Below are 20,592 nucleotides of genomic sequence, written 5' to 3'. Positions count from 1 at the left end.
CGGGCTAGGGGTTGAAGACGTCCTTCGGCCTGGGGGCCAGGACCAGGACCTCCTGGTTGAACTCGGAGATCGCCAACGACCCCTTGTCGCCCTTCCCCGCGTAGTCGACCCGCACCACGCGGTGGGGGGCCTCGCTGGTGACCCAGCTCAGCTCGCCGGCGCGGCCCGGCAGCATGACGACCCGATCGCCGTCCGCCGTGGTCTCCTCCTCGTAGGTCGCCTCCTGGCCGGCACGTGCCTCGCCGCCCGTAGCGACGAGCTTCAGGGCCTTCAGGTAGCTGTCGAGGTCGCAGAGCCGCAGGATCGTCTTGTCGTCGGCCGGGATCCACGAGGTGCTGAGCCGAGCCAACGCGTTCGCCGGCAGCGCGCCGTCCGACACGCGGGTGACGAAGGCTCCGTCGCCCTTGATCCAGGCACGTGCGCCGATCCGCCGGATCGCCAGGTGGCCCTGGCTCAGACGCATGGTCCCGCTGCACCGGCCGTCCTCGTCCATCGCCAGGTCGATGAGGATCTGGGTGCCTTCGGGGTGCACCTGCCCGGTCACCCGCATGCTGGTGACGTCCTGCATCGCGGTGTTCGCCGCGTCGGCGATGGACTCGGCGTCCTGCTTGGCGAAGTCGCTCTTGCGGAAGTTCTCGTAGGCGCTGCACCCGGTCGTGAGGGTCGCCAGGAGGAGGACTGCGGCGGTGGCACGGATGCTGCGCATGACGACTCCTCCCGTTGATCGGCCCGAACGACCCTCCCACCTGCGCGCGCTCCGTGGTCGAACGGCCGAAGTCGGGCGAGGCGGTGGGCGCCGGCGTATGCGCACGTGGCACGAACGGGCCATGGGACCGGTCCCGAAGGACTACGTCGCATGGAGAGTTCGGCGCGATCGGGTCCAGACCACTCAGGTGGGGGGCCACGGGGTCGATGGGGGCATCCGTCAGGACGCGAAGAGATGGAGACGCGCGTGGATGCCATGGATGGCTTGGACGAGATCATCGGTGAGTTCCTGGTCGAGAGTCATGAGAACCTCGACCAGCTCGACAGCGACCTCGTCGCGCTGGAGCAGGACCCCGGCTCGACCGCGCTGCTCGCCAGCGTGTTCCGCACCATCCACACGATCAAGGGCACGAGCGGCTTCCTCGCCTTCTCGGTCCTGGAGTCGGTCACCCACGTCGGCGAGAGCCTGCTGGCCCGGTTGCGCGACGGCGAGCTGACCCTCACCCCGGAGCTCACCAGCCTCCTGCTCGAGGTGGTCGACGCCGTACGTGCGCTGCTCACGGACATCGAGCTCACCGGCGCCGAGGGCGACCGGTCGTACGACGACCTCGTCGGCCGGCTGAACGCGGTGCTCGACGGTGAGGCACCGGCCCCCGTGGCTCCCGTCGCTCCCGTCGAGGTGGCCGAGGTCGTCCCGGACGAGGCGCCCGCCGCCCCGGTGCGGGCCCTCGTGGTCGCCGAGGCCGAGGCCCACGCCGAGCCCGAGCCCGAGCCGGAGCCCGCGCCCGAGCCCGGCGAGGCCGCTGAGGGTCGCCGGTCGGTCGCCGACAGCACCATCCGCGTCGACGTCACCCTGCTCGACTCCCTGATGAACCTCGTCGGCGAGCTGGTGCTGACCCGCAACCAGATGCTGCAGAACGCCGCCGCCCGCGAGGACGTCGACCTGGCTCGCACCACCCACCGCCTCAACCTGGTGGCGGGCGAGCTGCAGGAGGGCGTGATGCGCACGCGCCTGCAGCAGATCGACACCCTGTGGAGCAAGCTGCCCCGGGTCGTGCGCGACCTGTCGGTGCAGCTCGGCAAGTCGGTGCAGCTCGACATGGTCGGGCGCGAGACCGAGCTCGACAAGACCATCCTTGAGGCTGTCCGCGACCCGCTCACGCACCTCGTGCGCAACAGCATCGACCACGGCATCGAGTCGCCCGCCGACCGCGCCGCCGCCGGCAAGCCGGTCGAGGGGACGCTCGTGCTGCGTGCGTTCCACGAGGGCGGCCAGGTCAGCATCGAGATCACCGACGACGGTGCCGGCATCGATCCCGCCAAGCTCCGCGACAAGGCAGTGTCCAAGGGCCTGCTGACCCGCGAAGCCGCCGACCGCCTCACCGACCACGAGGCCACCTCCCTCATCTTCATGGCGGGCTTCTCGACCGCCTCCGCGCTGACCAACGTGTCGGGCCGCGGCGTCGGCATGGACGTCGTCAAGACCAACATCGAGCGGATCGGCGGCTCCATCGACCTGTCCAGCGAGCCTGGCCGCGGCACCACCGTCCGGATCCGGATCCCGCTGACCCTGGCGATCATCCCGGCGCTCGTCGTCACCGCCGCCGAGAACCGGTTCGCCATCCCGCAGGTCAACCTGCTCGAGCTGGTCCGGCTCGACGCCGTCCAGGCCGCCTCCGCGATCGAGAACGTGCACGGTGCCCCGGTCTACCGCCTGCGCGGCCGCCTGCTGCCCCTCATCGACCTGCGCGAGCAGCTCGGGCTCGACGCCGTGGAGCGCGAGACGACGTACGTCGTGGTGCTCCAGGCCGACAACCAGCAGTACGGCCTCGTGGTCGACGACATCCTCGACACCGAGGAGATCGTCGTGAAGCCGCTCGGCAACCAGCTGCGCCACCTGCCGCTCTACGCCGGTGCCACGATCATGGGCGACGGTGCCGTGGCGCTGATCCTCGACGCGACCGCGATCGCCCGCAAGGTCGGGATGGCGCTGGAGTCGGAGCTCAACGCGGCCGCCGACCTCGGTGCCGCCGACGCCTCCGACATCGCCTCGGTGCTCGTCGTCGAGCTCGGCGGAGGTCGGCGCGCGGGGATCCCTGTCAGCGCGGTCGACCGCCTCGAGGAGATCGACCTCGCGGTCGTCGAGCGGGCCGGGCACCACGAGGTCGTCCAGTACCGCGAGCAGATCCTGCCGCTGGTGCGGCTGGACCGCGTGCTCCACGGCGACGCGGGCCTCGACGGCGGGTCGCTCCAGGTGGTCGTGTGCCGCAAGGGCGAGCAGCGTGCCGGCGTCGTCGTCGCCGGCATCCTCGACATCGTCGAGACCGACCTGGCCATCCGCACCGCCCTCGACTCGAGCAGTGGCGACGGCTCGGCGGTCATCGCCGGCCACGTCACCGAGCTCGTCGACATCGACCAGGTCTTCGCCGGCCTGCCCGGCCACGACCGCCTCGCGCGGACGGCGTGAAGGAGCTCCCCATGTCCCAGTACTGCACCTTCGTCCTCGACGGGCACGTGTTCGGCGTCCCGGTCGCCTCCGTCCAGGAGGTGCTGCGTGCGCAGGCCCTCACCAGCGTCCCGCTGGCGCCCCCAGAGGTCGCCGGACTGCTCAACCTGCGCGGCCAGATCGTCACCTCGCTCGAGCTGCGCGCCCGCCTCGGCCTCCCGCCGCGACCCGCCGACGCACCGTCGGTGAACGTGGTCGTGAAGACCGCCGACGGCAGCGCCGTGAGCCTCGTGGTCGACGAGATCGGCGACGTGATCGAGCCGCCGCGCGAAGCCTTCGAGGCCCCGCCCGAGACGGTCCCCGCGTCCGTACGCGCGCTCGTCAGCCGCGTCTGCAAGCTGGAGCGCCAGCTGATGCTCCTCCTCGACACCGAGCGGGCCGCCCAGGTCCACGACCTCGTCTGACCCACCAGATCGACCACCCTGCGAGCCGTTTCGGGCGGACTCGCCACACCCACCCATCACCGACCCGTCACATCCGCCCGGAGGACACCATGACCACTCTCGCCCCGCCGCCGCCCGACTACGCCCCGGGCGTCACCGCCCAGCCGACGCAGGGTGCCGCGTACGCCGGCGTACCGACGCCGCCGGCGCGGCAGCGCACCAAGCCGAGCCCGATGCGGGTCCTGGCGAACCTGAGCACGGGCCGCAAGCTGCTCGTGCTCGCGGTGGCGTGCCTCCTGCCGACCGGGGTGATCACCTTCACCGTTCTGAACGGGCTCTCCACCCTCAGCGACGACAAGGAGAAGGTCGACGCGCTCGCGCAGGCGTCGGCGAAGCTCTACCACCTCGACAACCGCAACAGCGAGATCAAGGCCGACGGCTTCCGGGCGCTGATCGGCGCCGACGCCGACCTGGTCGTCACCGACACGGCCGACGACATCGAGAGCGCCCAGGTCATCTTCGACGAGGTGCTCGCGCTCGACCTGCCGGCCGAGATCCTCGACGACGTGGACAGCGCCCAGGTGCCCGCACAGTCGTTCTACACCTACGTCGAAGCCTTCGTGGACAACCCGAACGCCGCCGGGCGCACCGACGCCGAGGGCGAGACGGACCTCGTCGACAAGAACCACGAGGTCGACGGCCGGCTCGACGCCCTGCGCGAGACGATCGACGCTGCGGTCGCCGACGAGGACGCCTCGTACGAGGCCGCCGAGTCCGCCCAGCGCACCACCCTCTACGTCGCCCTGGTCATCGCCCTGGCCGTGGCCACCCTGCTCTCCATCGTCATCACCCGCCTGATCACCCGCCCGCTGCGGCGCGCGGTTCACGCCCTCGGTGAGGTCGCGGAGGGTCGTCTCGACGCCCGCCTCGAGGTGTCGTCGCGCGACGAGGTCGGACAGATGGGCGAGGCCCTCAACAACGCCCTCGAGCGCCTGGGCTCCGCGATGGGCCAGATGGACCAGAACGCCCAGTCCCTCGCCTCGGCCTCCGAGGAGCTGTCCTCGGTGTCGGGCCAGATGAGCGCCTCGGCCTCCGAGTCCTCCTCGCAGGCGGGACTCGTGTCGGCCGCGGCCGAGCAGGTCTCGCGCAACGTGATGACGGTCGCGACCGGCACCGAAGAGATGTCGGCCTCGATCCGTGAGATCGCCCAGAACGCCTCCAGCGCCGCGGGTGTCGCCGCCCAGGCCGTCGTGGTGGCCGAGTCCACCAACGCCACGGTCGCCAAGCTCGGCGCGTCCTCGGCCGAGGTCGGCAACGTGATCAAGGTGATCAACTCGATCGCCGAGCAGACCAACCTGCTCGCCCTCAACGCCACCATCGAGGCCGCCCGTGCCGGCGAGGCCGGCAAGGGCTTCGCGGTCGTCGCGACCGAGGTCAAGGAGCTGGCGCAGGAGACCGGCAAGGCGACCGAGGACATCGGCCGTCGGATCGAGGCCATCCAGTCCGACACCGAGGCCGCAGTGGCCGCGATCGGCGAGATCGCGGAGATCATCGGCCAGATCAACGACACCCAGTCCACGATCGCCTCGGCCGTCGAGGAGCAGACCGCGACGACCAACGAGATGAGCCGCAACGTCGCCGAGGCGGCCACCGGCTCGACCGACATCGCGCAGAACGTCACCGGCGTCGCCCGGACGGCCTCCGACACCCAGGCTGCTGCCAACAGCACCAGCCAGGCGGCCGACGAGCTCGCCCGGATGGCGGCCGACATGCGCACCCTCGTCGGCAAGTTCCGGTACTGAGCCGGCGCGAGAGGTAGTCCGATGTTGAGGAAGATCCGGGTGCTGGTGGTCGACGACTCCGTCGTCGTCCGCCGCCTGGTCAGCGACGTGCTGTCCGCCGACCCGACGATCGAGGTCGTCGGGACGGCGGCCAACGGCAAGGTCGCGCTGGCCAAGATCGACCAGGTCAACCCGGATCTGATCACCCTCGACGTCGAGATGCCGGTGATGGACGGGCTGGAGACCCTGCGCGAGCTGCGCAAGGACCACCCGCGGCTGCCCGTGGTGATGTTCTCGACGCTGACCGAGCGAGGTGCGTCCGCGACGCTCGACGCGCTCGAGCTCGGCGCCAGCGACTACGTCACCAAGCCCGCCAACGTCGGCAGCGTGCAGGCCTCGATGGAGGCGGTGCGCGAGCAGCTGGTGCCGCGCATCCGCGGCCTGTGCCGGCACGTCGTACGCCCTGCGGCGGGCGTGGTGGCGCCCGCCGGGCCACCCGCCCGCCCCGTGGTTCCCTCGGCGCTGGGCCGACCGAGCCGGGTCGACGTGGTGGCCATCGGCGCCTCGACCGGAGGTCCGGACGCCCTCTCGACCGTCCTCGCCGCACTGCCCGGGGACCTGCCCGTCCCCGTGGTGATCGTGCAGCACATGCCGCCGGTGTTCACCCGGCAGTTCGCCGACCGGCTCGACTCCAAGGTCGCGCTCCAGGTGGCGGAGGCGGCCCCCGGCATGCCCGTGGTTCCCGGGCGAGCGGTCGTCGCACCCGGCGACTTCCACCTGCGCTTCCGCACCGCCGCCACCGGGCAGGTCGTCAGCGCGCTCGACCAGGGCACCCCGGAGAACTACTGCCGGCCCGCCGTCGACGTGATGATGCGCTCGGTGGTCGACACGTGGCGCGGCAACGTCCTCGCCGTCGTGCTCACCGGCATGGGCTCCGACGGCGCCCGCGGCTGTGCCGAGGTCGTCGCCGCCGGTGGCTCCGTCCTGGTCCAGGACGAGGCCTCGTCCGTCGTGTGGGGGATGCCGGGCGCCGTGGTCGCTGCCGGGCTCTCCCCGTCCGTGCTCCCCCTGCAGCAGGTCGGGCCCGCCATCGTCGAGCGGGTCCGGGCCGGCAGGGGAGTCTCCCTATCCCCGAGAGAGGTGTCCTTCTCGTGACGCTGTCCCCCACAGCCTTCGGCTACGTCGCCGACCTGGTGCGCCGCGAGGCCGCCATCGTGCTCGAGCCGGGCAAGGAGTACCTCGTCGAGGCGCGCCTGCACCCCCTGGCACGTGCTGCCGGCGTGGCCGACGTGTCGGCGTACGTCGCCCACCTCCAGTCGCCCGCTGGACGGGTCGACCACGCCGCCGTCGTCGAGGCGCTGACCACCAACGAGACGTCGTGGTTCCGCGACCGCGAGCCCTTCGACGTGCTCGTCTCCCATGTCATCCCCGACCTGCTGGTCCGCACCGCGGCCCGACGCAAGATCACGATCTGGTCGGCTGCCTGCTCCAGCGGGCAGGAGGCCTACACGATCGCGATGCTGATGGCCGAGCACGTCGTGCCCAAGGGCTGGCAGGTCGAGATCGTCGCCACCGACATCGCCCCGAGCATGGTGCAGCGCACCCGCGAGGGCAGCTACAGCCAGCTCGAGGTCGGTCGCGGCCTGCCGGCGCCGCTGATGGTCAAGCACTTCCAGCGCGCGGGCACGCAGTGGCAGGTCTCCGACCAGCTGCGCTCGATGGTCCGCGTGCAGACCCTCAACCTCGCGGCGCCGTTCCCGCTGCTGCCGGTCTTCGACCTGGTCTTCCTGCGCAACGTGCTCATCTACTTCGACCAGCCGACGAAGCAGTCGGTCCTGTCGCGGGTGCGCCGGGTGATGTCGCCCGACGGCTACCTCTTCCTCGGCGGCGCCGAGACGACGCTCGGCGTCGACGAGACCTGGCACCGCACCCCCGTGGGTCGGCTGACCCTCAACCGCCCGCGTCCCCAGGTCGACGACACGTCCCCCCCGGCGCTGCCGCACCGCATGCCGCGCACGGTCGTCGGCGCGACACCCACCACCTCGACGTTGCTGTCCACGACACAGAGAGCGAACTGACATGAAAGCACTCGTCATCGACGACTCGCGCACGATGCGCATCGTCCTGCGACGCCAGCTCGAGCAGCTGGGCTACGACGTGGTGGAGGCCGCGGACGGGCAGCAGGCCCTCGAGGCCCTCCAGTCCAGCCGCGACGACCTGCCCGTCCTGGCGACCGTCGACTGGAACATGCCGGTCATGAACGGCCTGGACTTCGTGAAGGCCGTCCGCGCCGACGGCGGCCTGCGCGACGTCACCTTGATGATGGTGACGACCGAGGCCGAGCACGGCCAGATCGTGCGCGCGCTCGCCGCCGGGGCCCACGAGTACCTCATCAAGCCCTTCACCGCCGACGCGCTGGTCGACAAGCTCGACTACCTCGGCCTCAACCCGGAGCGGAGCGTCGCATGAGCGTCACCACCGCCGAGTCCCCGGTCACGCCACACGACCTCCAGGTCTTCGGCGAGGAGGTCCTCACCGCGTTCCTGCTGGAGCAGGGCCTGCCCGAGGCACCGCAGCAGGGCGACGACTCCCGACGCGTCCACGCCTCGATCGCCGTGACCGGCGGCTGGTCCGGCCACGTCACCCTCGACGTCTCGCGCACCGGCGCCGACGTCCTGGCCGCCCGGATGCTCCAGGCGGACGAGGTGTCCGACGAGGACGTCGTGGACGCGATCGGCGAGCTGGTCAACGTCCTCGGCGGCAACGTCAAGGGACTCCTCCTCGAGGAGAGCGCCCTCGGCCTCCCCGAGGTCAGCACGGACGCCCCCGGCGACCGTCGTACCGCCACCGAGGTCTGCCACGCCGAGCTGCTGTGGGCAGGCCACCCCGTCGACGTCCGCGTCTGGCTCGCCGAGCAGGACGACACCACCCCAGGAGACACCCCATGAAGATCCTCATCGCCGACGACAGCCGCGTGATGCGGCAGATCGTCATCCGCACGCTGCGCCAGGCCGGCTACGACGGCCACGAGCTGATCGAGGCCGGCAACGGCGCGGAGGCGCTCGACCTCGTCCGGAGCCAGGCGCCCGACCTCGTCCTCTCGGACTGGAACATGCCGGAGATGACCGGCATCGAGCTGCTGCGCGCGTTGCGCTCGGCCGACCACCAGGTCCCGTTCGGCTTCGTCACCTCGGAGGGGACGCCGGAGATGCGCGAGATCGCCGCGTCGTCGGGCGCGCTCTTCCTGATCGCCAAGCCGTTCACGCCCGACTCCCTGCGCGACCAGCTCGAGGGCGTGGTCGCATGAGCACCTGGGTGATGACCCCGGTCCCGACGGCGCTCGACGCGCGCGAGCTCCTCACCGGCCTGCTCGGGCGCGAGGTGACGGTGCAGATGTCCGACGCCTTCGTCGGCGACGAGGGTGCCGGCACGACGTACGCCGTCTACCAGGACGACCAGGCCCGCACCCGCGCGGTCGCGGTGATGGACCTGGCCCTGTCGGCGTACGCCGGTGCGGCGATCGGCCTGATGCCGGTGGGTGCCGCCGAGATCGCGATCGAGGAGAAGGACCTCCCGCCGGTGATGCAGGAGAACCTCGGCGAGGTGCTCAACGTGCTCGCCGCGCTCCTCAACGCCGAGGACTGCCCGCACGTGAAGCTCACCTCGGTCACGCACGTCGGCGGCTCCCCGGACCCCGAGGTCGCGGCCCACGCCACGACCGTCGGACGGCGCCTCGACCTCGAGGTCACGGTGCCGCAGTTCGGCACCGGGCGGCTCGCGATCGTCGGCCTGAAGTAGCCCTCGGTCGTCGCTCAGCGCAGCCGGGGCGGGTCCTGGTCGTGCCGCCTCGACGGCGTACACGTGTCCGAGAAGCTGCCCTCGAGACCGCCTGCCGAGGGCGAGAAGTCGGACACGTGTGCCCGAAGAGTCGCCTGTTTGCTCAGTAGTACCAGGGGTACGGCGACCAGTCGGGGTCGCGCTTCTCGAGGAACTGGTCGCGACCTTCCTGGGCCTCGTCGGTCATGTAGGCCAGGCGGGTGGTCTCGCCGGCGAAGAGCTGCTGGCCGACCAGACCGTCGTCGAGGAGGTTGAAGGAGTACTTCAGCATCCGCTGGGCGGTGGGGGACTTGCCGTTGATCTTCCGGCCCCAGTCGAGGGCGACCCTCTCGAGGTCGGCGTGCTCGACGACCCGGTTGACCGCTCCCATCCGGTGCATGGTCTCGGCGTCGTACTCCTCGGCGAGGAAGAAGATCTCGCGGGCGAACTTCTGGCCGACCTGGCGGGCGAGGTAGGCCGAGCCGTAGCCGCCGTCGAAGGAGCCGACGTCGGCGTCGGTCTGCTTGAAGCGGGCGTGCTCGCGGCTGGCCAGCGTGAGGTCGGCGACGACGTGGAGGCTGTGCCCGCCGCCGGCGGCCCAGCCGGGGACCACGCAGATGACGACCTTCGGCATGAAGCGGATCAGTCGCTGGCACTCCAGGATGTGGAGGCGGGCGAGCTTGGCCTTGTCGATCGGGTTCGGCGGGGCCCCGGCGTCGTCGTGGCCGGACTCCTCGTACTGGTAGCCCGCCTTGCCGCGGATCCGCTGGTCGCCGCCGGTGCAGAAGGCCCACTTGCCGTTCTTCGCGCTCGGGCCGTTGCCCGTCAGGATCACGCAGCCGACGTCGGCGGACTGACGCGCGTGCTCGAGGGTGCGCAGCAGCTCGTCGACGGTGTGCGGCCGGAACGCGTTGAGCACGTCGGGTCGGTCGAAGGCGATCCGGACCGTGCCGTGCTCGCGGGCACGGTGGTAGGTCAGGTCGGTGAGGTCCTCGAAGCCGGGCACGACGTCCCACGCCTCGGGGTCGAAGATCTCGCTGACGCCCTCGATCGCACTCATGCCGGGAGGGTAGTCGTGAGGGTGTGGAAGATCGCCGGAGGGCGTGGTGTTGTGGCAGGCATGGCACTGACAGGTGAGTACGTCCCCAGCAAGGCCGAGTGGGTCCGTAACCAGGTCGCGGAGTACGAGGCCAGCAACGGCGAGAAGGCCAACACCCTGCCCGGCACGAACTACCCGATCGTCGTGATCACGTCCGTGGGCGCGAAGTCGGGCAACCTCCGCAAGAACCCGGTGATGCGGGTCGAGCGCGACGGCGCCTACCTCGCGGTCGCCTCGAAGGGCGGCGCCCCGGAGAACCCGGAGTGGTACTTCAACTTCGTCGCCCACCCCGAGGTCGAGCTCCAGGACGGCCCGGAGCCCCACACCTTCACCGCCCGGATCCTCGAGGGCGAGGAGCGCGCCGACTGGTGGGAGCACGCCGTCGCCACCTGGAAGACCTACGCGTCCTACCAGGAGAAGACCGATCGGCTGATTCCGCTGTTCCTCCTCGAGCGCGCCTGACCGGGCCCTAGGCTGGTGGTCTAGACAGCAAAGGACCACTCACCATGACGACGGCCGCATGAGCGCACCCATCCGCCTGTACCTGCTCGACGACCACGCAGTCGTACGACGAGGGCTGCGTGCGGTGCTCGAGCTCGAGGACGACTTGGAAGTGGTGGGGGAGTCCGGCACGGTGGCCGAGGCGATCCCCGACATCCTTGCCCTCGCGCCCGACGTGGCGGTGCTCGACGGCCGGCTGCCCGACGGCAACGGCATCGAGGTCTGCCGCCAGGTCCGTTCGGTCAACCCGCAGGTCCGGGCGCTGATCCTCACCAGCTACGACGACGACGAGGCGCTGTTCAACGCGATCCTCGCCGGGTCGGGCGGCTACGTCCTCAAGCAGGTCGACGAGAGTGCGCTGGTCAACAGCATCCGGGCGGTGCACCAGGGGCAGTCCCTCATCGACCCCGCCGTCGCCGTCCGGGTGATCGAGCGGATGCGCTCGGACAGCGAGACGCCCGACGGACTATCCGCCCTCACCGAGGTGGAGTCGCAGATCCTCGACCTGATCACCGAGGGCCGCACCAACAAGCAGATCGGCGACGAACTCTTCCTCGCCGAGAAGACGGTGAAGAACCACGTCACCAGCCTGCTCGCCAAGCTCGGCGTGCAGCGTCGTACGCAGGCGGCGGTGCTGGCCTCGCAGCTGGGCCGCAAGCGACAGCGCTGACCAGGCAGCCCGGGAGCTGGGCCTCAGGCGTCCTTGGAGCGGTCCCGGATCCCCTTCAGCAGGGAGTCGACGGCACCCTCGGGCGGCGAGGCCGCCTCCTGGTTGGACTGGGCCAGCTGCGCGAGGAGCTCCTCGCGGTGCACGGCGACCGATCGCGGCGCGTCGATGCCGATGCGCACGACGTCGCCGCGGACCTCCAGGACGGACACGGTGATGTTGTCGCCGATGACGACGCTCTCACCCGCACGACGGCTCACGACCAGCATGCGTGCACGGTACCCGAGGCACCGCGCTCCCGGTCACGCGATCAGCGGCGTGGTCACCGAGAGCTGCGGGTCGTCGAGGACGACCTGCACGGCACGGTGGGTGGCGATGTCGAGCACGACCGGCGCCGCGAGGTTGGCCGTGGTGCTGGCCAGGGATTCTCCCGCGGTCAGCACGCACAGCATCACGAGGTCGTCGACCGAGCTCGAGCCGAGGTCGGTCAGGATCGTGTCCTCCACCTCGGGGGCGTAGTCGGGGAAGAAGGTGGCAGGCGGCACGACCAGGAACCGCAGCCCCGGCTGGTCGAGCGACGTCAGGCTGCACAGGGCACCCGTGTCGTCGACCCGCACCAGCGCGAAGCGCGCGAGCTCGGGGAACCCGGGCATCGGCTGCACCAGCTCGATCACCGGGATCTCGGGAGTTCCGGTCATGGTCGTCCTCTCCATCGTTGCGATCATCGCAGAAAGTCCAGGAGGCTCGGCTGAAGCACCCGGGAGGTGGCGGCGAGGGCGGCCTGGTAGGCCACCTCCTGCATCTTCAGCTCAACGGTCGCGAGAGGGAGGTCGGTGTTCTCGATCTCGCTCAGCGCGTTGGTCAGTGACAGCTCGGTGTCGCCCGCCCGGATCCCAGCCTGCTCCACGCGGCTGGAACGAGCGCCCACGTCTGTGCGGGCCACCACCAGGCGGCTGCCGTCCACCTCGAGGGCGTCGAGCCCGGACTGGATCGCGGTGGTGCTGCCGCCCCGGATCGCGGCGGCGAGGGCGGTCAGGTGGTCGAAGGTGTTGTCCCCATCGGGACCGAACGCGCCCGGACCGGCGACGGCGACGTCGACGACCACGCCCTCGGCGACCGCCCGGTTCACCGGGTTGGCATCACCGGCGTACGTCACCACGCCACCGGCCTCGGCGAAGGCTGCGGTCCCAGCGGTGGTGCCGCCGAGGACCGGTCGGTCGAGGTACGTCGTGTTGGCGGTGCCGACCAGCGAGCTGCGAAGCTGCTCGATCTCCACGGCGAGCGCCTCACGGGTGTCCTGGCTCGCCGCTCCGCTGACCGCCTGCTGGCCGACCTCGCGCGCCCGCCGCACCAGGTCTCCTGCGGTGCCGAGCGTGCTGTCGAGAGTGTCGAGCCAGCCCATGCCGTCCTCCGCATTGCGGGCGTACTGCTGCTGGGCGCCCACCGCGGACCGTAGCCGCATCGCGGAGGCGGCGTCGGCCGGGTTGTCGGAGGGTCGGTTGAGCACGCGGCCGGTGGACAGGTGCTCCTGGAGCTCCGAGAGCCGGGACAGGCTGCCCTGGAGCCGGCTCAACGACCGGTCGGTCAGCATCGACTGGGTGACGCGTCCGATCGTCATCAGCGCACCAGTCCGGTCCGGTTGATCAGGGTGTCGAGCACCGAGTCGAGCGTGGTCATCACGCGGGCGGCTGCCTCGTAGGCCCGCTGCGCCTGCATCATCGTCACCGTCTCCTCGTCGAGGTTCACGCCGGAGAGCTGCTCGCGGGCGCCGTCGACCTGGCTGGTCAGGGTGAGCTGGGTGTCCGCGAGCCGCCGGACCGAGGCGACGTCGGTGCCGAACACCGTCACGAACCGCTGGTAGGACCGCTCCGGCGTCGCGAGGGCGCTGGCAATCGCGGTGGCGTTGCCGCCGTCGCGGTTGGCGCCGCCGCCGATGCCGGAGGCCGCGATGTCGGCGGCGTCGTCGACCAGGAGGACCAGAGGGCCGCCCTCGGCGGCCGGGTCGACCGCGAAGAACTGCTGTCCCGCAGCGCCGGTGGCGTCGTAGCCGGACTGGTGCACCGCGTTGACCGTGTCGGCCAGCTGCTGGGCGATGGCCGTGATCTCGTCGCGGAGACCGGGGAGCGTGGTGGTGAGCAGCTCGGCGGCGCCACCGATCTCGCCGCGCAGGCCGCTGACCGCGGTGGCCGCACCGCCGGGAGGAGTGAGGGAGAGGGCGAGGGGCTGGCCGTCCGACGTGCCGTCGGGGTTGATCCCGGCCGTCACGGCCAGGGCGCCCGCCTTGCTGCCGGAGACGAGGGCGACCCCGCCGACGGTGACGTCGAGCCCACCCTGGCCGTTCTCGACGGCGGTGCCGCCCGTCAGCTCCGCGAGCCGCATCGCCATCAGGTCACGCTTGTCGAGCAGGCTGGACGGGTCGTTGCCGCCGAGCTTCGCTGCGGCGACCGCCTCGTTGGCCGCGGCCAGGTCGGCCGCGAGAGTGTTGGTCTCGCCCAGGTCGGCGAGCAGCGACATGCGCTGGTCGGCCTCCTCCGACTCGACGTTGCGCCGCTGGGCGGCGACCGCGTCGACGAGCGTGCGCGAGGTCGAGATCACCGTCGCGCGCACGGCGGGGGAGTCGGGGCTGTTGCCGAGGTCGTGCCAGGCGTTGCGCACGTCCGCGAGCGCCTTGGAGATGCCATCACCGGCAGGCTCCCCCAAGGAGGCCTCGACGCGGGCCAGTGCGGCGGCCCGGGTGTCGAGGTAGGACTGGGCGCCGTGCTCGCGCCGGGCCCTCGCGTCCAGGAGCGGGTCGACCAGCCGGTCGACCGAGCCGATGCGGACGCCCTCGCCCTGGCCGTCGTACCGGCTCCACATCGCCGGCTGCACGGGTGCGCCGACGGACACCCCGACCACGCGACGACGGGCGTAGCCGTCGGTCGACACGTTGGCGATGTTGCCGCTCGCGACCTCCATCACGGACTGGTGGTAGCGCAGCGCGCTCGCGGCGCTGCCGATGGAGCCGAAGGTGCCGCTCACGTCACAGGCTCCGGTCCACGAGGCTCGCGCGCAGGGGGTCGGCGGTCGCGCTGCCGTCGGCGGCGTACCCGTCGACGGACTCGCCCATGGACATCAGGGTCTCGCGGGCGGAGCGGTAGCCGGCGGAGATGAGGTGCCGGTTGGAGTCGGCGAGCGTCGTGATCTCGCTGGTGAGGGCCACGAAGGCCTCACGGTGCTCGGTCAGGATGGTCGACCAGGGCTCGCCCGCCGCCTCGGCCAGGGAGGCCAGGCTCGGGTTGGAGCTCATGCCGGACGCGGCAGCGGCCTCGTCGGCAGCCACGGCGCGGAGCAGCTCGGTCTCGCGCACGGTGGCGAGGAGGGCGTCGATGTCGCGGGTCGCCTGGGCCAACCAACGGCTGCGGCCGCTGGCCAGGACCAGCTGCTCGACCTCGAGCCGGTAGTGGAGCTCCTCGAGCAGCTCGCGCTCGCGCCACAGGACCAGGGAGAGCTTCTCCATGGCCGCGGTGCGGGTGTCGTCGGTGAGGTTCACGCAACCCCCATCGGCGGTCCCGGCACGGACCTGAGGGATTGACTGGACCAGTACCCGCGGACCGGACTACCCGGCGCGCGGCGGGTGGGGGGAGGTGGGCATGGCCCGATCGGGCCATGGGTCCTCGGGACCACGGTCCCCGATGAACGCCCCTGTGGATCAACAACCCCTGTTCGGTAACAACTCGCCCACAAGACGTTCAACTATCTACCCGTGCTCAGCAACGCGACCCTCACTTCCCCCACTGCTTCCCCAGCAGCGTCCTCCTCGGCCGTCCCTACCGCCGACGAGCTCGTGACCGCCCACATCCCTCTGGTGGGACACCTGGTCCGCGAGATCCTGGCGCGGGTCCCCGGCCACGTCGACCGCGACGACCTGACCTCCGCCGGCCTCACCGCGCTGGTCCAGGCGGCGCAGGGCTTCGACGCCGAGCGGGGCGTCCCGTTCGCCCGCTACGCCTCGACCCGCATCCGTGGCGCTCTGCTCGACGAGCTGCGCGGTGTCGACTGGGCCACGCGCTCGGTCCGCCGCACGGCGCGCGACCTCGACGAGACCCGCACCCGGCTGACCCACAGTCTGGGCCGCATGCCCACCGATGCCGAGCTCGCCGCGGCCATGGGCATCCCTGTCGAGCAGGTGCTCGCCAACCGCGAGGACCTCGCTCGGGCCCAGGTCCTCTCCCTGGAGGCCGACGACGCCCGCGGGTCGTACGCCGCCGAGCTGCCGTCCGGCGGTCCGACGCCCGAGCAGGCTGCCGAGCACGCCGAGCTGCTGACGTACCTCTCCGAGGCCGTCGCCGAGCTGCCCGAGCGCCTGCGCAGGGTCGTGGAGGGCTACTTCCTGGCCGAGCAGCCGATGGCCGAGCTCGCTGCCGAGCTCGGGGTCACCGAGTCGCGGATCTCCCAGCTGCGCGCCGAGGCAATGGTCCTGCTGCGCGATGCGCTGAACTCCCAGCTCGACCCGACGATGGTCAAGGCCCACGAGCGTCCGGACGGCGTCGCCTCCCGTCGCCGCGAGGCCTACTTCGCCGCCGTCGCCGAGCGCCATGCCGCTGCGTCGGCCCGCCCGTTCGTGCCCCGCGTGGCCACCAGCGCCTGACCGTCCGGTCCGGCGGCCGAGAACTTCTGCCCAGAATTCTCAGGTCGGCCCGCATCTCGCCGAAGACGATCTCGAGGGAGTCCATGGACGGACTCCTGCAGTGATCCCAGGAACCACGGAAGGAATCCATCATGGGTCTTCGCATCAACCAGAACATCGACGCCGTCAACTCGTACCGCAACCTGTCGGTCACGCAGGGCCAGATGTCCAAGTCGCTCGAGAAGCTGTCCTCGGGCTTCCGCATCAACCGTGCTGCCGACGACGCGGCCGGTCTGGCCATCTCCGAGGGCCTGCGCTCGCAGGTCGGTGGTCTCAAGGTGGGCGCGCGCAACGCCCAGGACGGCGTCAGCCTCGTCCAGACCGCTGAAGGTGCCCTCACCGAGGTCCACTCCATGCTGCAGCGGATGAACGACCTCTCGGTGCAGTACAACTCGGGCACGCAGAACACCGACTCGAAGACGGCCCTCAAGGCCGAGTTCGACCAGCTCTCCACCGAGATCGGCCGCATCCAGACCAACACCAAGTTCAACGGCGCCGACCTTTTCAGCGGCACCGGGGTCGCCGGCGTGGGCGACAAGACCTTCCAGGTCGGTTACTCCAGCACGGACACGATCAACGTCGCCGGTGACACCGCCCTGAAGAAGTTCTACACCGCTGGCGCGACGGCCGCCGACCCGGGGACCGTCGGGGGTCAGGTCCTGGACATCGCATCGGCCACGGCGTCGGACGACGTGCAGAAGGCGATCACGGCGGTCTCCAAGCAGCGTGCGGACCTCGGTGCGACGCAGAACCGTTTCGAGCACACCATCAACAACATCAACGTCGCGGTCGAGAACCTGTCGGCGTCGGAGTCGCGCATCCGTGACACCGACATGGCGCAGGAGATGATGAGCTTCACCCGCTCGCAGATCCTGTCCCAGGCCGGCACCGCGATGCTGGCGCAGGCCAACCAGGCCTCACAGGGTGTCCTGTCCCTCCTCCGCTGAGCACGGCTGAGGAACGTCACACCCACCGGACGCCGGGTGGGTCGCCGTCGCGACCCACCCGGCGTCTGCGCGTCCCGAGCCGCCCGTGAAGAAAGTGCGCGGAAAGCTCTCAGGTGTGCCGTTGGGTCGCCGAACATCTTCCCGAAGGAGTCCATGGACGGACTCCTGCAGTGATCCCAGGAACCACGGAAGGAATCCATCATGGGTCTTCGCATCAACCAGAACATCGACGCCGTCAACTCGTACCGCAACCTGTCGGTCACGCAGGGCCAGATGTCCAAGTCGCTCGAGAAGCTGTCCTCGGGCTTCCGCATCAACCGTGCTGCCGACGACGCGGCCGGTCTGGCCATCTCCGAGGGCCTGCGTTCGCAGGTCGGTGGTCTCAAGGTGGGCGCGCGCAACGCCCAGGACGGCGTCAGCCTCGTCCAGACCGCTGAAGGTGCCCTCACCGAGGTCCACTCCATGCTGCAGCGCATGAACGACCTCGCGGTCCAGCACAACTCCGGGACCCAGAGCACCGAGTCGAAGGCCGCCCTGGCTGCCGAGTTCGGTCAGCTGAAGACGGAGATCGGGCGCATCCAGACCAACACGAAGTTCAACGGTGACACCCTGTTCGCGGGTGCGGCCAAGACCTTCCAGGTCGGCTACTCGAGCAGTGACACCATCGACGTCAGCGCCGCGGCCCTGGGCAACTTCGCCACGGCCGGTTCGATGACCGGTGCCGTCATCACCGACTCCAACACGGTGCAGACGGCCATCACCGCGGTGTCGACGCAGCGTGCGGAGCTCGGTGCGACGCAGAACCGTTTCGAGCACACCATCAACAACATCAACGTCGCGGTCGAGAACCTGTCGGCGTCGGAGTCGCGCATCCGTGACACCGACATGGCGCAGGAGATGATGAGCTTCACCCGCTCGCAGATCCTGTCCCAGGCCGGCACCGCGATGCTGGCGCAGGCCAACCAGGCCTCACAGGGTGTCCTGTCCCTCCTCCGCTGAGCACGGCTGAGGAACGTCACACCCACCGGACGCCGGGTGGGTCGCCGTCGCGACCCACCCGGCGTTTCGTGCGTCGCGGAGACGCCGAAAAAGCAAAGACATCCGAAAACCCCTCAGGTGGGTTGCTGCCCGGCCGAAGATGACGTCGAGGGAGTCCATGGACGGACTCCTGCAGTGATCCCAGGAACCACGGAAGGAATCCATCATGGGTCTTCGCATCAACCAGAACATCGACGCCGTCAACTCGTACCGCAACCTGTCGGTCACGCAGGGCCAGATGTCCAAGTCGCTCGAGAAGCTGTCCTCGGGCTTCCGCATCAACCGTGCTGCCGACGACGCGGCCGGTCTGGCCATCTCCGAGGGCCTGCGCTCGCAGGTCGGTGGTCTCAAGGTGGGCGCGCGCAACGCCCAGGACGGCATCAGCCTCGTCCAGACCGCTGAAGGTGCCCTCACCGAGGTCCACTCCATGCTGCAGCGCATGAACGACCTCGCGGTCCAGCACAACTCCGGGACCCAGAGCACCGAGTCGCAGGCCGCCCTGTCCGCCGAGTTCGACCAGCTCACCACCGAGATCCAGCGGATCCAGACCAACACGAAGTTCAACGGCACTGCGCTCTTCGCGGGCACCGACAAGACGTTCCAGGTCGGCTACGCCAGCTCCGACACCATCACCGTGTCCGGCGCCACGGCGCTCAGTGGCTTCTACAAGGCCGCCGTTGGCGCTGACGACGCCGCAACGACGACGGTCGACGAGACCAAGCTGTCGATCGGTGGCTCGAACGTCAACATCAACAGCTCGGACTCGGTGCAGGCGGCGATCAAGGGGGTGTCGACGCAGCGTGCGGAGCTCGGTGCGACGCAGAACCGTTTCGAGCACACCATCAACAACGTCAACGTCGCGGTCGAGAACCTGTCGGCGTCGGAGTCGCGCATCCGTGACACCGACATGGCGCAGGAGATGATGAGCTTCACCCGCTCGCAGATCCTGTCCCAGGCCGGCACCGCGATGCTGGCGCAGGCCAACCAGGCCTCGCAGGGTGTCCTGTCCCTCCTCCGCTGATCGCGGCTGAGGAACGTCACACCCGTCGGACCCTGGGTGGGTCGCGGTCACCGCGACCCACCCGGCTCCAGTCAGGCACGAGCAGTCCCCGGTAGGGGCGACCAAGGAGGGAGGAACCGCGATGGCCACGGCCAGCATCAGCGGGCTCGGCAGCGGGCTCGACACTGCCTCCATCATCGAGCAGTTCATGCAGCTCGAGGCGGCGTCCCAGACCCGGCTGAAGACGCGTCAGAGCGCGGAGAAGTCCGTGCTCTCGGCCCTGCAGTCGCTCAACACCAAGGTCGCCGCTCTCGCCACCCGCGCGGGCGACCTGCTCAAGCCGGCGGCGTTCAACGCGGTCACCGCCACCACGTCGGAGCCGAAGGTGGCCGTCAGTGCCACTACTTCGGCCGCTCCCGGGTCGTACTCGATCCGGGTCGACCAGACCGCGGTCAGCCACCGGTCGGAGCACGTCACGGCTGTCGGGACCAGCGCTGCTGGCACCGTCCCGACCACGGTCCGGCTGGACCGCCTGGACGGGACCGTCCCGCTCGACCTGACCACGGACGGCACGCTCGGCGGGCTGGTGGCAGCGATCAACGACCCGGCGAACGCCACCGGCCTGCGGGCCACGGCGGTCCGGGTGGGCACTGACCAGTACCGGCTGGTCGTCGAGTCCGCAGCCACGGGGGCTGCGGGCGACTTCACGCTCACCGACGCCGCCGACGGCTCGGCCCTGCTCGGGGGCGCCACCGTCCGCCAGGGGCGCGACGCGCAGGTGACGGTCGGCGACTCGATCGTGGCGACCTCCTCGACCAACACCTTCGCCGACCTCGTCCCCGGGGTGACCGTCACGCTCGCGCCCGGAGCCACGACCGGCACCACCTCCGAGGTGGTGCTGGCCCGCGACCCGGCCGCCACGACGACGGCGGTCAAGGGTCTCGTGGACGCGGTCAACTCCCTGATCGCCGACATCGACGCCCAGACCAAGACGAGCTCGACCGCGAGGGGGGTGCTGGCCGGTGACGCCGGCGTCCGCAGTGTGCGGGACTCGGTGCTCTCCAGCGTGTTCCCCGGCGACGGGACCAGCCTGGCCGACCTGGGCATCCAGACCGACCGCTTTGGCAAGGTCGTCCTCGACGAGGCCGCCTTCAAGAAGGCGTACGACGCGGACCCGACCGCTGTCCAGAGTCGGCTCACCGCCTCGGGCACGGGATTCGTCGCTCGCATCAAGGCCGCCGCCGACGGCGCCAGCGACAGCGTCACCGGCACCCTCACCACCGCGATCACCGGCAGCAACGCCACGATCGCACGCCTCGATGACGGTATCGAGGCCTGGGACCTACGGCTGGAGCTGCGACGGACCGCGCTCACCCGGCAGTTCACCGCCCTCGAGACGGCGCTCAACCAGATGAACAGCCAGTCGACCTGGCTGAGCAGCCAGATCTCCTCACTACCCACGGGAAGCTAAGGACAGCACCCT

At 70.5% G+C, this 20,592-nt stretch carries 23 protein-coding genes; 16 read left to right on the top strand and 7 right to left on the bottom strand.

What is annotated here, in order from left to right:
- Positions 1–4: 4 nt before the first annotated feature.
- The gene (locus J2X46_RS09255) at positions 5–706 is read right to left on the bottom strand and encodes a hypothetical protein (RefSeq protein WP_310249478.1); all 702 of its coding nucleotides are present in this window, start codon (positions 704–706) and stop codon (positions 5–7) included.
- Positions 707–961: 255 nt separating this feature from the next.
- Between J2X46_RS09255 and J2X46_RS09250 the strand changes: the two genes are divergently transcribed.
- The 9 genes from J2X46_RS09250 to J2X46_RS09210 all read left to right on the top strand — a co-directional run bounded on the left by J2X46_RS09250 (position 962) and on the right by J2X46_RS09210 (position 9,173).
- The gene (locus J2X46_RS09250) at positions 962–3,172 is read left to right on the top strand and encodes a chemotaxis protein CheA (RefSeq protein WP_310250693.1); all 2,211 of its coding nucleotides are present in this window, start codon (positions 962–964) and stop codon (positions 3,170–3,172) included.
- Positions 3,173–3,183: 11 nt separating this feature from the next.
- Positions 3,184–3,615, top strand: a complete 432-nt coding sequence (locus J2X46_RS09245) for a chemotaxis protein CheW (protein WP_310249476.1) — start codon at positions 3,184–3,186, stop codon at positions 3,613–3,615.
- Between the two features lie 89 nt (positions 3,616–3,704).
- Positions 3,705–5,396: a methyl-accepting chemotaxis protein gene (locus J2X46_RS09240; protein ID WP_310249474.1), complete on the top strand. Its 1,692-nt coding sequence runs from the start codon at positions 3,705–3,707 to the stop codon at positions 5,394–5,396.
- A gap of 21 nt (positions 5,397–5,417) precedes the next feature.
- Positions 5,418–6,530 carry a chemotaxis response regulator protein-glutamate methylesterase gene (locus J2X46_RS09235; protein WP_310249472.1) on the top strand — a complete coding sequence of 371 codons (1,113 nt, stop codon included), beginning with the start codon at positions 5,418–5,420 and terminating at the stop codon, positions 6,528–6,530.
- A complete protein-coding gene (locus tag J2X46_RS09230) occupies positions 6,527–7,453 on the top strand; it encodes a protein-glutamate O-methyltransferase CheR (RefSeq protein WP_310249469.1) in 927 nt (308 codons plus the stop codon). Before J2X46_RS09235 ends, J2X46_RS09230 begins: the two co-directional genes overlap by 4 nt.
- A 1-nt stretch (position 7,454) precedes the next feature.
- Positions 7,455–7,844, top strand: coding sequence for a response regulator (locus J2X46_RS09225; protein ID WP_310249467.1), 390 nt, complete (start codon positions 7,455–7,457; stop codon positions 7,842–7,844).
- Entirely contained in the window at positions 7,841–8,323 is a 483-nt protein-coding gene (locus tag J2X46_RS09220) for a chemotaxis protein CheX (protein WP_310249466.1), read from the top strand. Before J2X46_RS09225 ends, J2X46_RS09220 begins: the two co-directional genes overlap by 4 nt.
- Positions 8,320–8,682, top strand: a complete 363-nt coding sequence (locus J2X46_RS09215) for a response regulator (RefSeq protein WP_310249464.1) — start codon at positions 8,320–8,322, stop codon at positions 8,680–8,682. Before J2X46_RS09220 ends, J2X46_RS09215 begins: the two co-directional genes overlap by 4 nt.
- Positions 8,679–9,173, top strand: a complete 495-nt coding sequence (locus tag J2X46_RS09210) for a hypothetical protein (RefSeq protein ID WP_310249462.1) — start codon at positions 8,679–8,681, stop codon at positions 9,171–9,173. The genes J2X46_RS09215 and J2X46_RS09210 overlap by 4 nt, the downstream gene beginning before the upstream one ends.
- Before the next feature lie 142 nt (positions 9,174–9,315).
- On the opposite strand, the gene J2X46_RS09205 is transcribed toward J2X46_RS09210, so the two are convergent.
- Entirely contained in the window at positions 9,316–10,251 is a 936-nt protein-coding gene (locus tag J2X46_RS09205; RefSeq protein WP_310249460.1) for a 1,4-dihydroxy-2-naphthoyl-CoA synthase, read from the bottom strand.
- A 60-nt stretch (positions 10,252–10,311) separates the two neighbouring features.
- Between J2X46_RS09205 and J2X46_RS09200 the strand changes: the two genes are divergently transcribed.
- Entirely contained in the window at positions 10,312–10,752 is a 441-nt protein-coding gene (locus J2X46_RS09200; protein ID WP_310249458.1) for a nitroreductase family deazaflavin-dependent oxidoreductase, read from the top strand.
- Positions 10,753–10,810: 58 nt separating this feature from the next.
- The gene (locus J2X46_RS09195) at positions 10,811–11,461 is read left to right on the top strand and encodes a response regulator transcription factor (protein WP_310249454.1); all 651 of its coding nucleotides are present in this window, start codon (positions 10,811–10,813) and stop codon (positions 11,459–11,461) included.
- A 23-nt stretch (positions 11,462–11,484) separates the two neighbouring features.
- On the opposite strand, the gene csrA is transcribed toward J2X46_RS09195, so the two are convergent.
- Genes csrA through flgN form a run of 5 tightly spaced genes read right to left on the bottom strand, consistent with a single transcriptional unit; the run spans position 11,485 to position 14,987 of the window.
- Positions 11,485–11,727 (bottom strand): carbon storage regulator CsrA, encoded by a 243-nt coding sequence (gene csrA, locus J2X46_RS09190; protein ID WP_310249453.1) that lies wholly within the window; start codon positions 11,725–11,727, stop codon positions 11,485–11,487.
- Positions 11,728–11,760: 33 nt separating this feature from the next.
- Positions 11,761–12,156, bottom strand: a complete 396-nt coding sequence (gene fliW / locus J2X46_RS09185) for a flagellar assembly protein FliW (protein ID WP_310249451.1) — start codon at positions 12,154–12,156, stop codon at positions 11,761–11,763.
- 23 nt (positions 12,157–12,179) lie between these two features.
- On the bottom strand, positions 12,180–13,076 hold the full coding sequence (gene flgL, locus J2X46_RS09180) for a flagellar hook-associated protein FlgL (RefSeq protein WP_310249450.1): 897 nt from the start codon (positions 13,074–13,076) through the stop codon (positions 12,180–12,182).
- Positions 13,076–14,476 carry a flagellar hook-associated protein FlgK gene (gene flgK / locus J2X46_RS09175; protein WP_310249449.1) on the bottom strand — a complete coding sequence of 467 codons (1,401 nt, stop codon included), beginning with the start codon at positions 14,474–14,476 and terminating at the stop codon, positions 13,076–13,078. Before flgK ends, flgL begins: the two co-directional genes overlap by 1 nt.
- Position 14,477: 1 nt before the next feature.
- Positions 14,478–14,987, bottom strand: coding sequence for a flagellar export chaperone FlgN (gene flgN, locus J2X46_RS09170; protein WP_310249447.1), 510 nt, complete (start codon positions 14,985–14,987; stop codon positions 14,478–14,480).
- A 213-nt stretch (positions 14,988–15,200) separates the two neighbouring features.
- Here flgN and J2X46_RS09165 point away from each other — a divergent pair, with 213 nt between their 5' ends.
- The 5 genes from J2X46_RS09165 to fliD all read left to right on the top strand — a co-directional run bounded on the left by J2X46_RS09165 (position 15,201) and on the right by fliD (position 20,580).
- The gene (locus J2X46_RS09165; RefSeq protein WP_397213629.1) at positions 15,201–16,085 is read left to right on the top strand and encodes a sigma-70 family RNA polymerase sigma factor; all 885 of its coding nucleotides are present in this window, start codon (positions 15,201–15,203) and stop codon (positions 16,083–16,085) included.
- A 131-nt stretch (positions 16,086–16,216) separates the two neighbouring features.
- Positions 16,217–17,071, top strand: coding sequence for a flagellin (locus J2X46_RS09160; protein ID WP_310249443.1), 855 nt, complete (start codon positions 16,217–16,219; stop codon positions 17,069–17,071).
- A gap of 201 nt (positions 17,072–17,272) precedes the next feature.
- Entirely contained in the window at positions 17,273–18,070 is a 798-nt protein-coding gene (locus J2X46_RS09155) for a flagellin (RefSeq protein WP_310249442.1), read from the top strand.
- Between the two features lie 205 nt (positions 18,071–18,275).
- Positions 18,276–19,130, top strand: a complete 855-nt coding sequence (locus tag J2X46_RS09150; RefSeq protein WP_310249440.1) for a flagellin — start codon at positions 18,276–18,278, stop codon at positions 19,128–19,130.
- A gap of 121 nt (positions 19,131–19,251) precedes the next feature.
- Complete coding sequence (gene fliD, locus J2X46_RS09145; protein WP_310249438.1) at positions 19,252–20,580, top strand: flagellar filament capping protein FliD; 1,329 nt, start codon at positions 19,252–19,254, stop codon at positions 20,578–20,580.
- The last annotated feature ends 12 nt before the right edge of the window (positions 20,581–20,592 follow it).

Origin of the sequence: Nocardioides sp. BE266, from assembly GCF_031457855.1 — a bacterium.
Lineage (GTDB): Bacteria > Actinomycetota > Actinomycetes > Propionibacteriales > Nocardioidaceae > Nocardioides.
The sequence above is the reverse complement of the archived record's forward strand: the minus strand, read 5'-3'. Positions and strand labels throughout refer to the sequence as shown.

Excerpts from the sequence above, each read along its gene's own strand:
- J2X46_RS09255 (WP_310249478.1), bottom strand. The coding sequence starts at position 706 with ATGCGCAGCATCCGTGCCACCGCCGCAGTCCTCCTCCTGGCGACCCTC.
- J2X46_RS09250 (WP_310250693.1), top strand. The coding sequence starts at position 962 with ATGGATGGCTTGGACGAGATCATCGGTGAGTTCCTGGTCGAGAGTCAT.
- J2X46_RS09245 (WP_310249476.1), top strand. The coding sequence starts at position 3,184 with ATGTCCCAGTACTGCACCTTCGTCCTCGACGGGCACGTGTTCGGCGTC.
- J2X46_RS09240 (WP_310249474.1), top strand. The coding sequence starts at position 3,705 with ATGACCACTCTCGCCCCGCCGCCGCCCGACTACGCCCCGGGCGTCACC.
- J2X46_RS09235 (WP_310249472.1), top strand. The coding sequence starts at position 5,418 with ATGTTGAGGAAGATCCGGGTGCTGGTGGTCGACGACTCCGTCGTCGTC.
- J2X46_RS09225 (WP_310249467.1), top strand. The coding sequence starts at position 7,455 with ATGAAAGCACTCGTCATCGACGACTCGCGCACGATGCGCATCGTCCTG.
- J2X46_RS09220 (WP_310249466.1), top strand. The coding sequence starts at position 7,841 with ATGAGCGTCACCACCGCCGAGTCCCCGGTCACGCCACACGACCTCCAG.
- J2X46_RS09215 (WP_310249464.1), top strand. The coding sequence starts at position 8,320 with ATGAAGATCCTCATCGCCGACGACAGCCGCGTGATGCGGCAGATCGTC.
- J2X46_RS09210 (WP_310249462.1), top strand. The coding sequence starts at position 8,679 with ATGAGCACCTGGGTGATGACCCCGGTCCCGACGGCGCTCGACGCGCGC.
- J2X46_RS09205 (WP_310249460.1), bottom strand. The coding sequence starts at position 10,251 with ATGAGTGCGATCGAGGGCGTCAGCGAGATCTTCGACCCCGAGGCGTGG.
- J2X46_RS09200 (WP_310249458.1), top strand. The coding sequence starts at position 10,312 with ATGGCACTGACAGGTGAGTACGTCCCCAGCAAGGCCGAGTGGGTCCGT.
- J2X46_RS09195 (WP_310249454.1), top strand. The coding sequence starts at position 10,811 with ATGAGCGCACCCATCCGCCTGTACCTGCTCGACGACCACGCAGTCGTA.
- csrA (WP_310249453.1), bottom strand. The coding sequence starts at position 11,727 with ATGCTGGTCGTGAGCCGTCGTGCGGGTGAGAGCGTCGTCATCGGCGAC.
- fliW (WP_310249451.1), bottom strand. The coding sequence starts at position 12,156 with ATGACCGGAACTCCCGAGATCCCGGTGATCGAGCTGGTGCAGCCGATG.
- flgL (WP_310249450.1), bottom strand. The coding sequence starts at position 13,076 with ATGACGATCGGACGCGTCACCCAGTCGATGCTGACCGACCGGTCGTTG.
- J2X46_RS09160 (WP_310249443.1), top strand. The coding sequence starts at position 16,217 with ATGGGTCTTCGCATCAACCAGAACATCGACGCCGTCAACTCGTACCGC.
- J2X46_RS09155 (WP_310249442.1), top strand. The coding sequence starts at position 17,273 with ATGGGTCTTCGCATCAACCAGAACATCGACGCCGTCAACTCGTACCGC.
- J2X46_RS09150 (WP_310249440.1), top strand. The coding sequence starts at position 18,276 with ATGGGTCTTCGCATCAACCAGAACATCGACGCCGTCAACTCGTACCGC.
- fliD (WP_310249438.1), top strand. The coding sequence starts at position 19,252 with ATGGCCACGGCCAGCATCAGCGGGCTCGGCAGCGGGCTCGACACTGCC.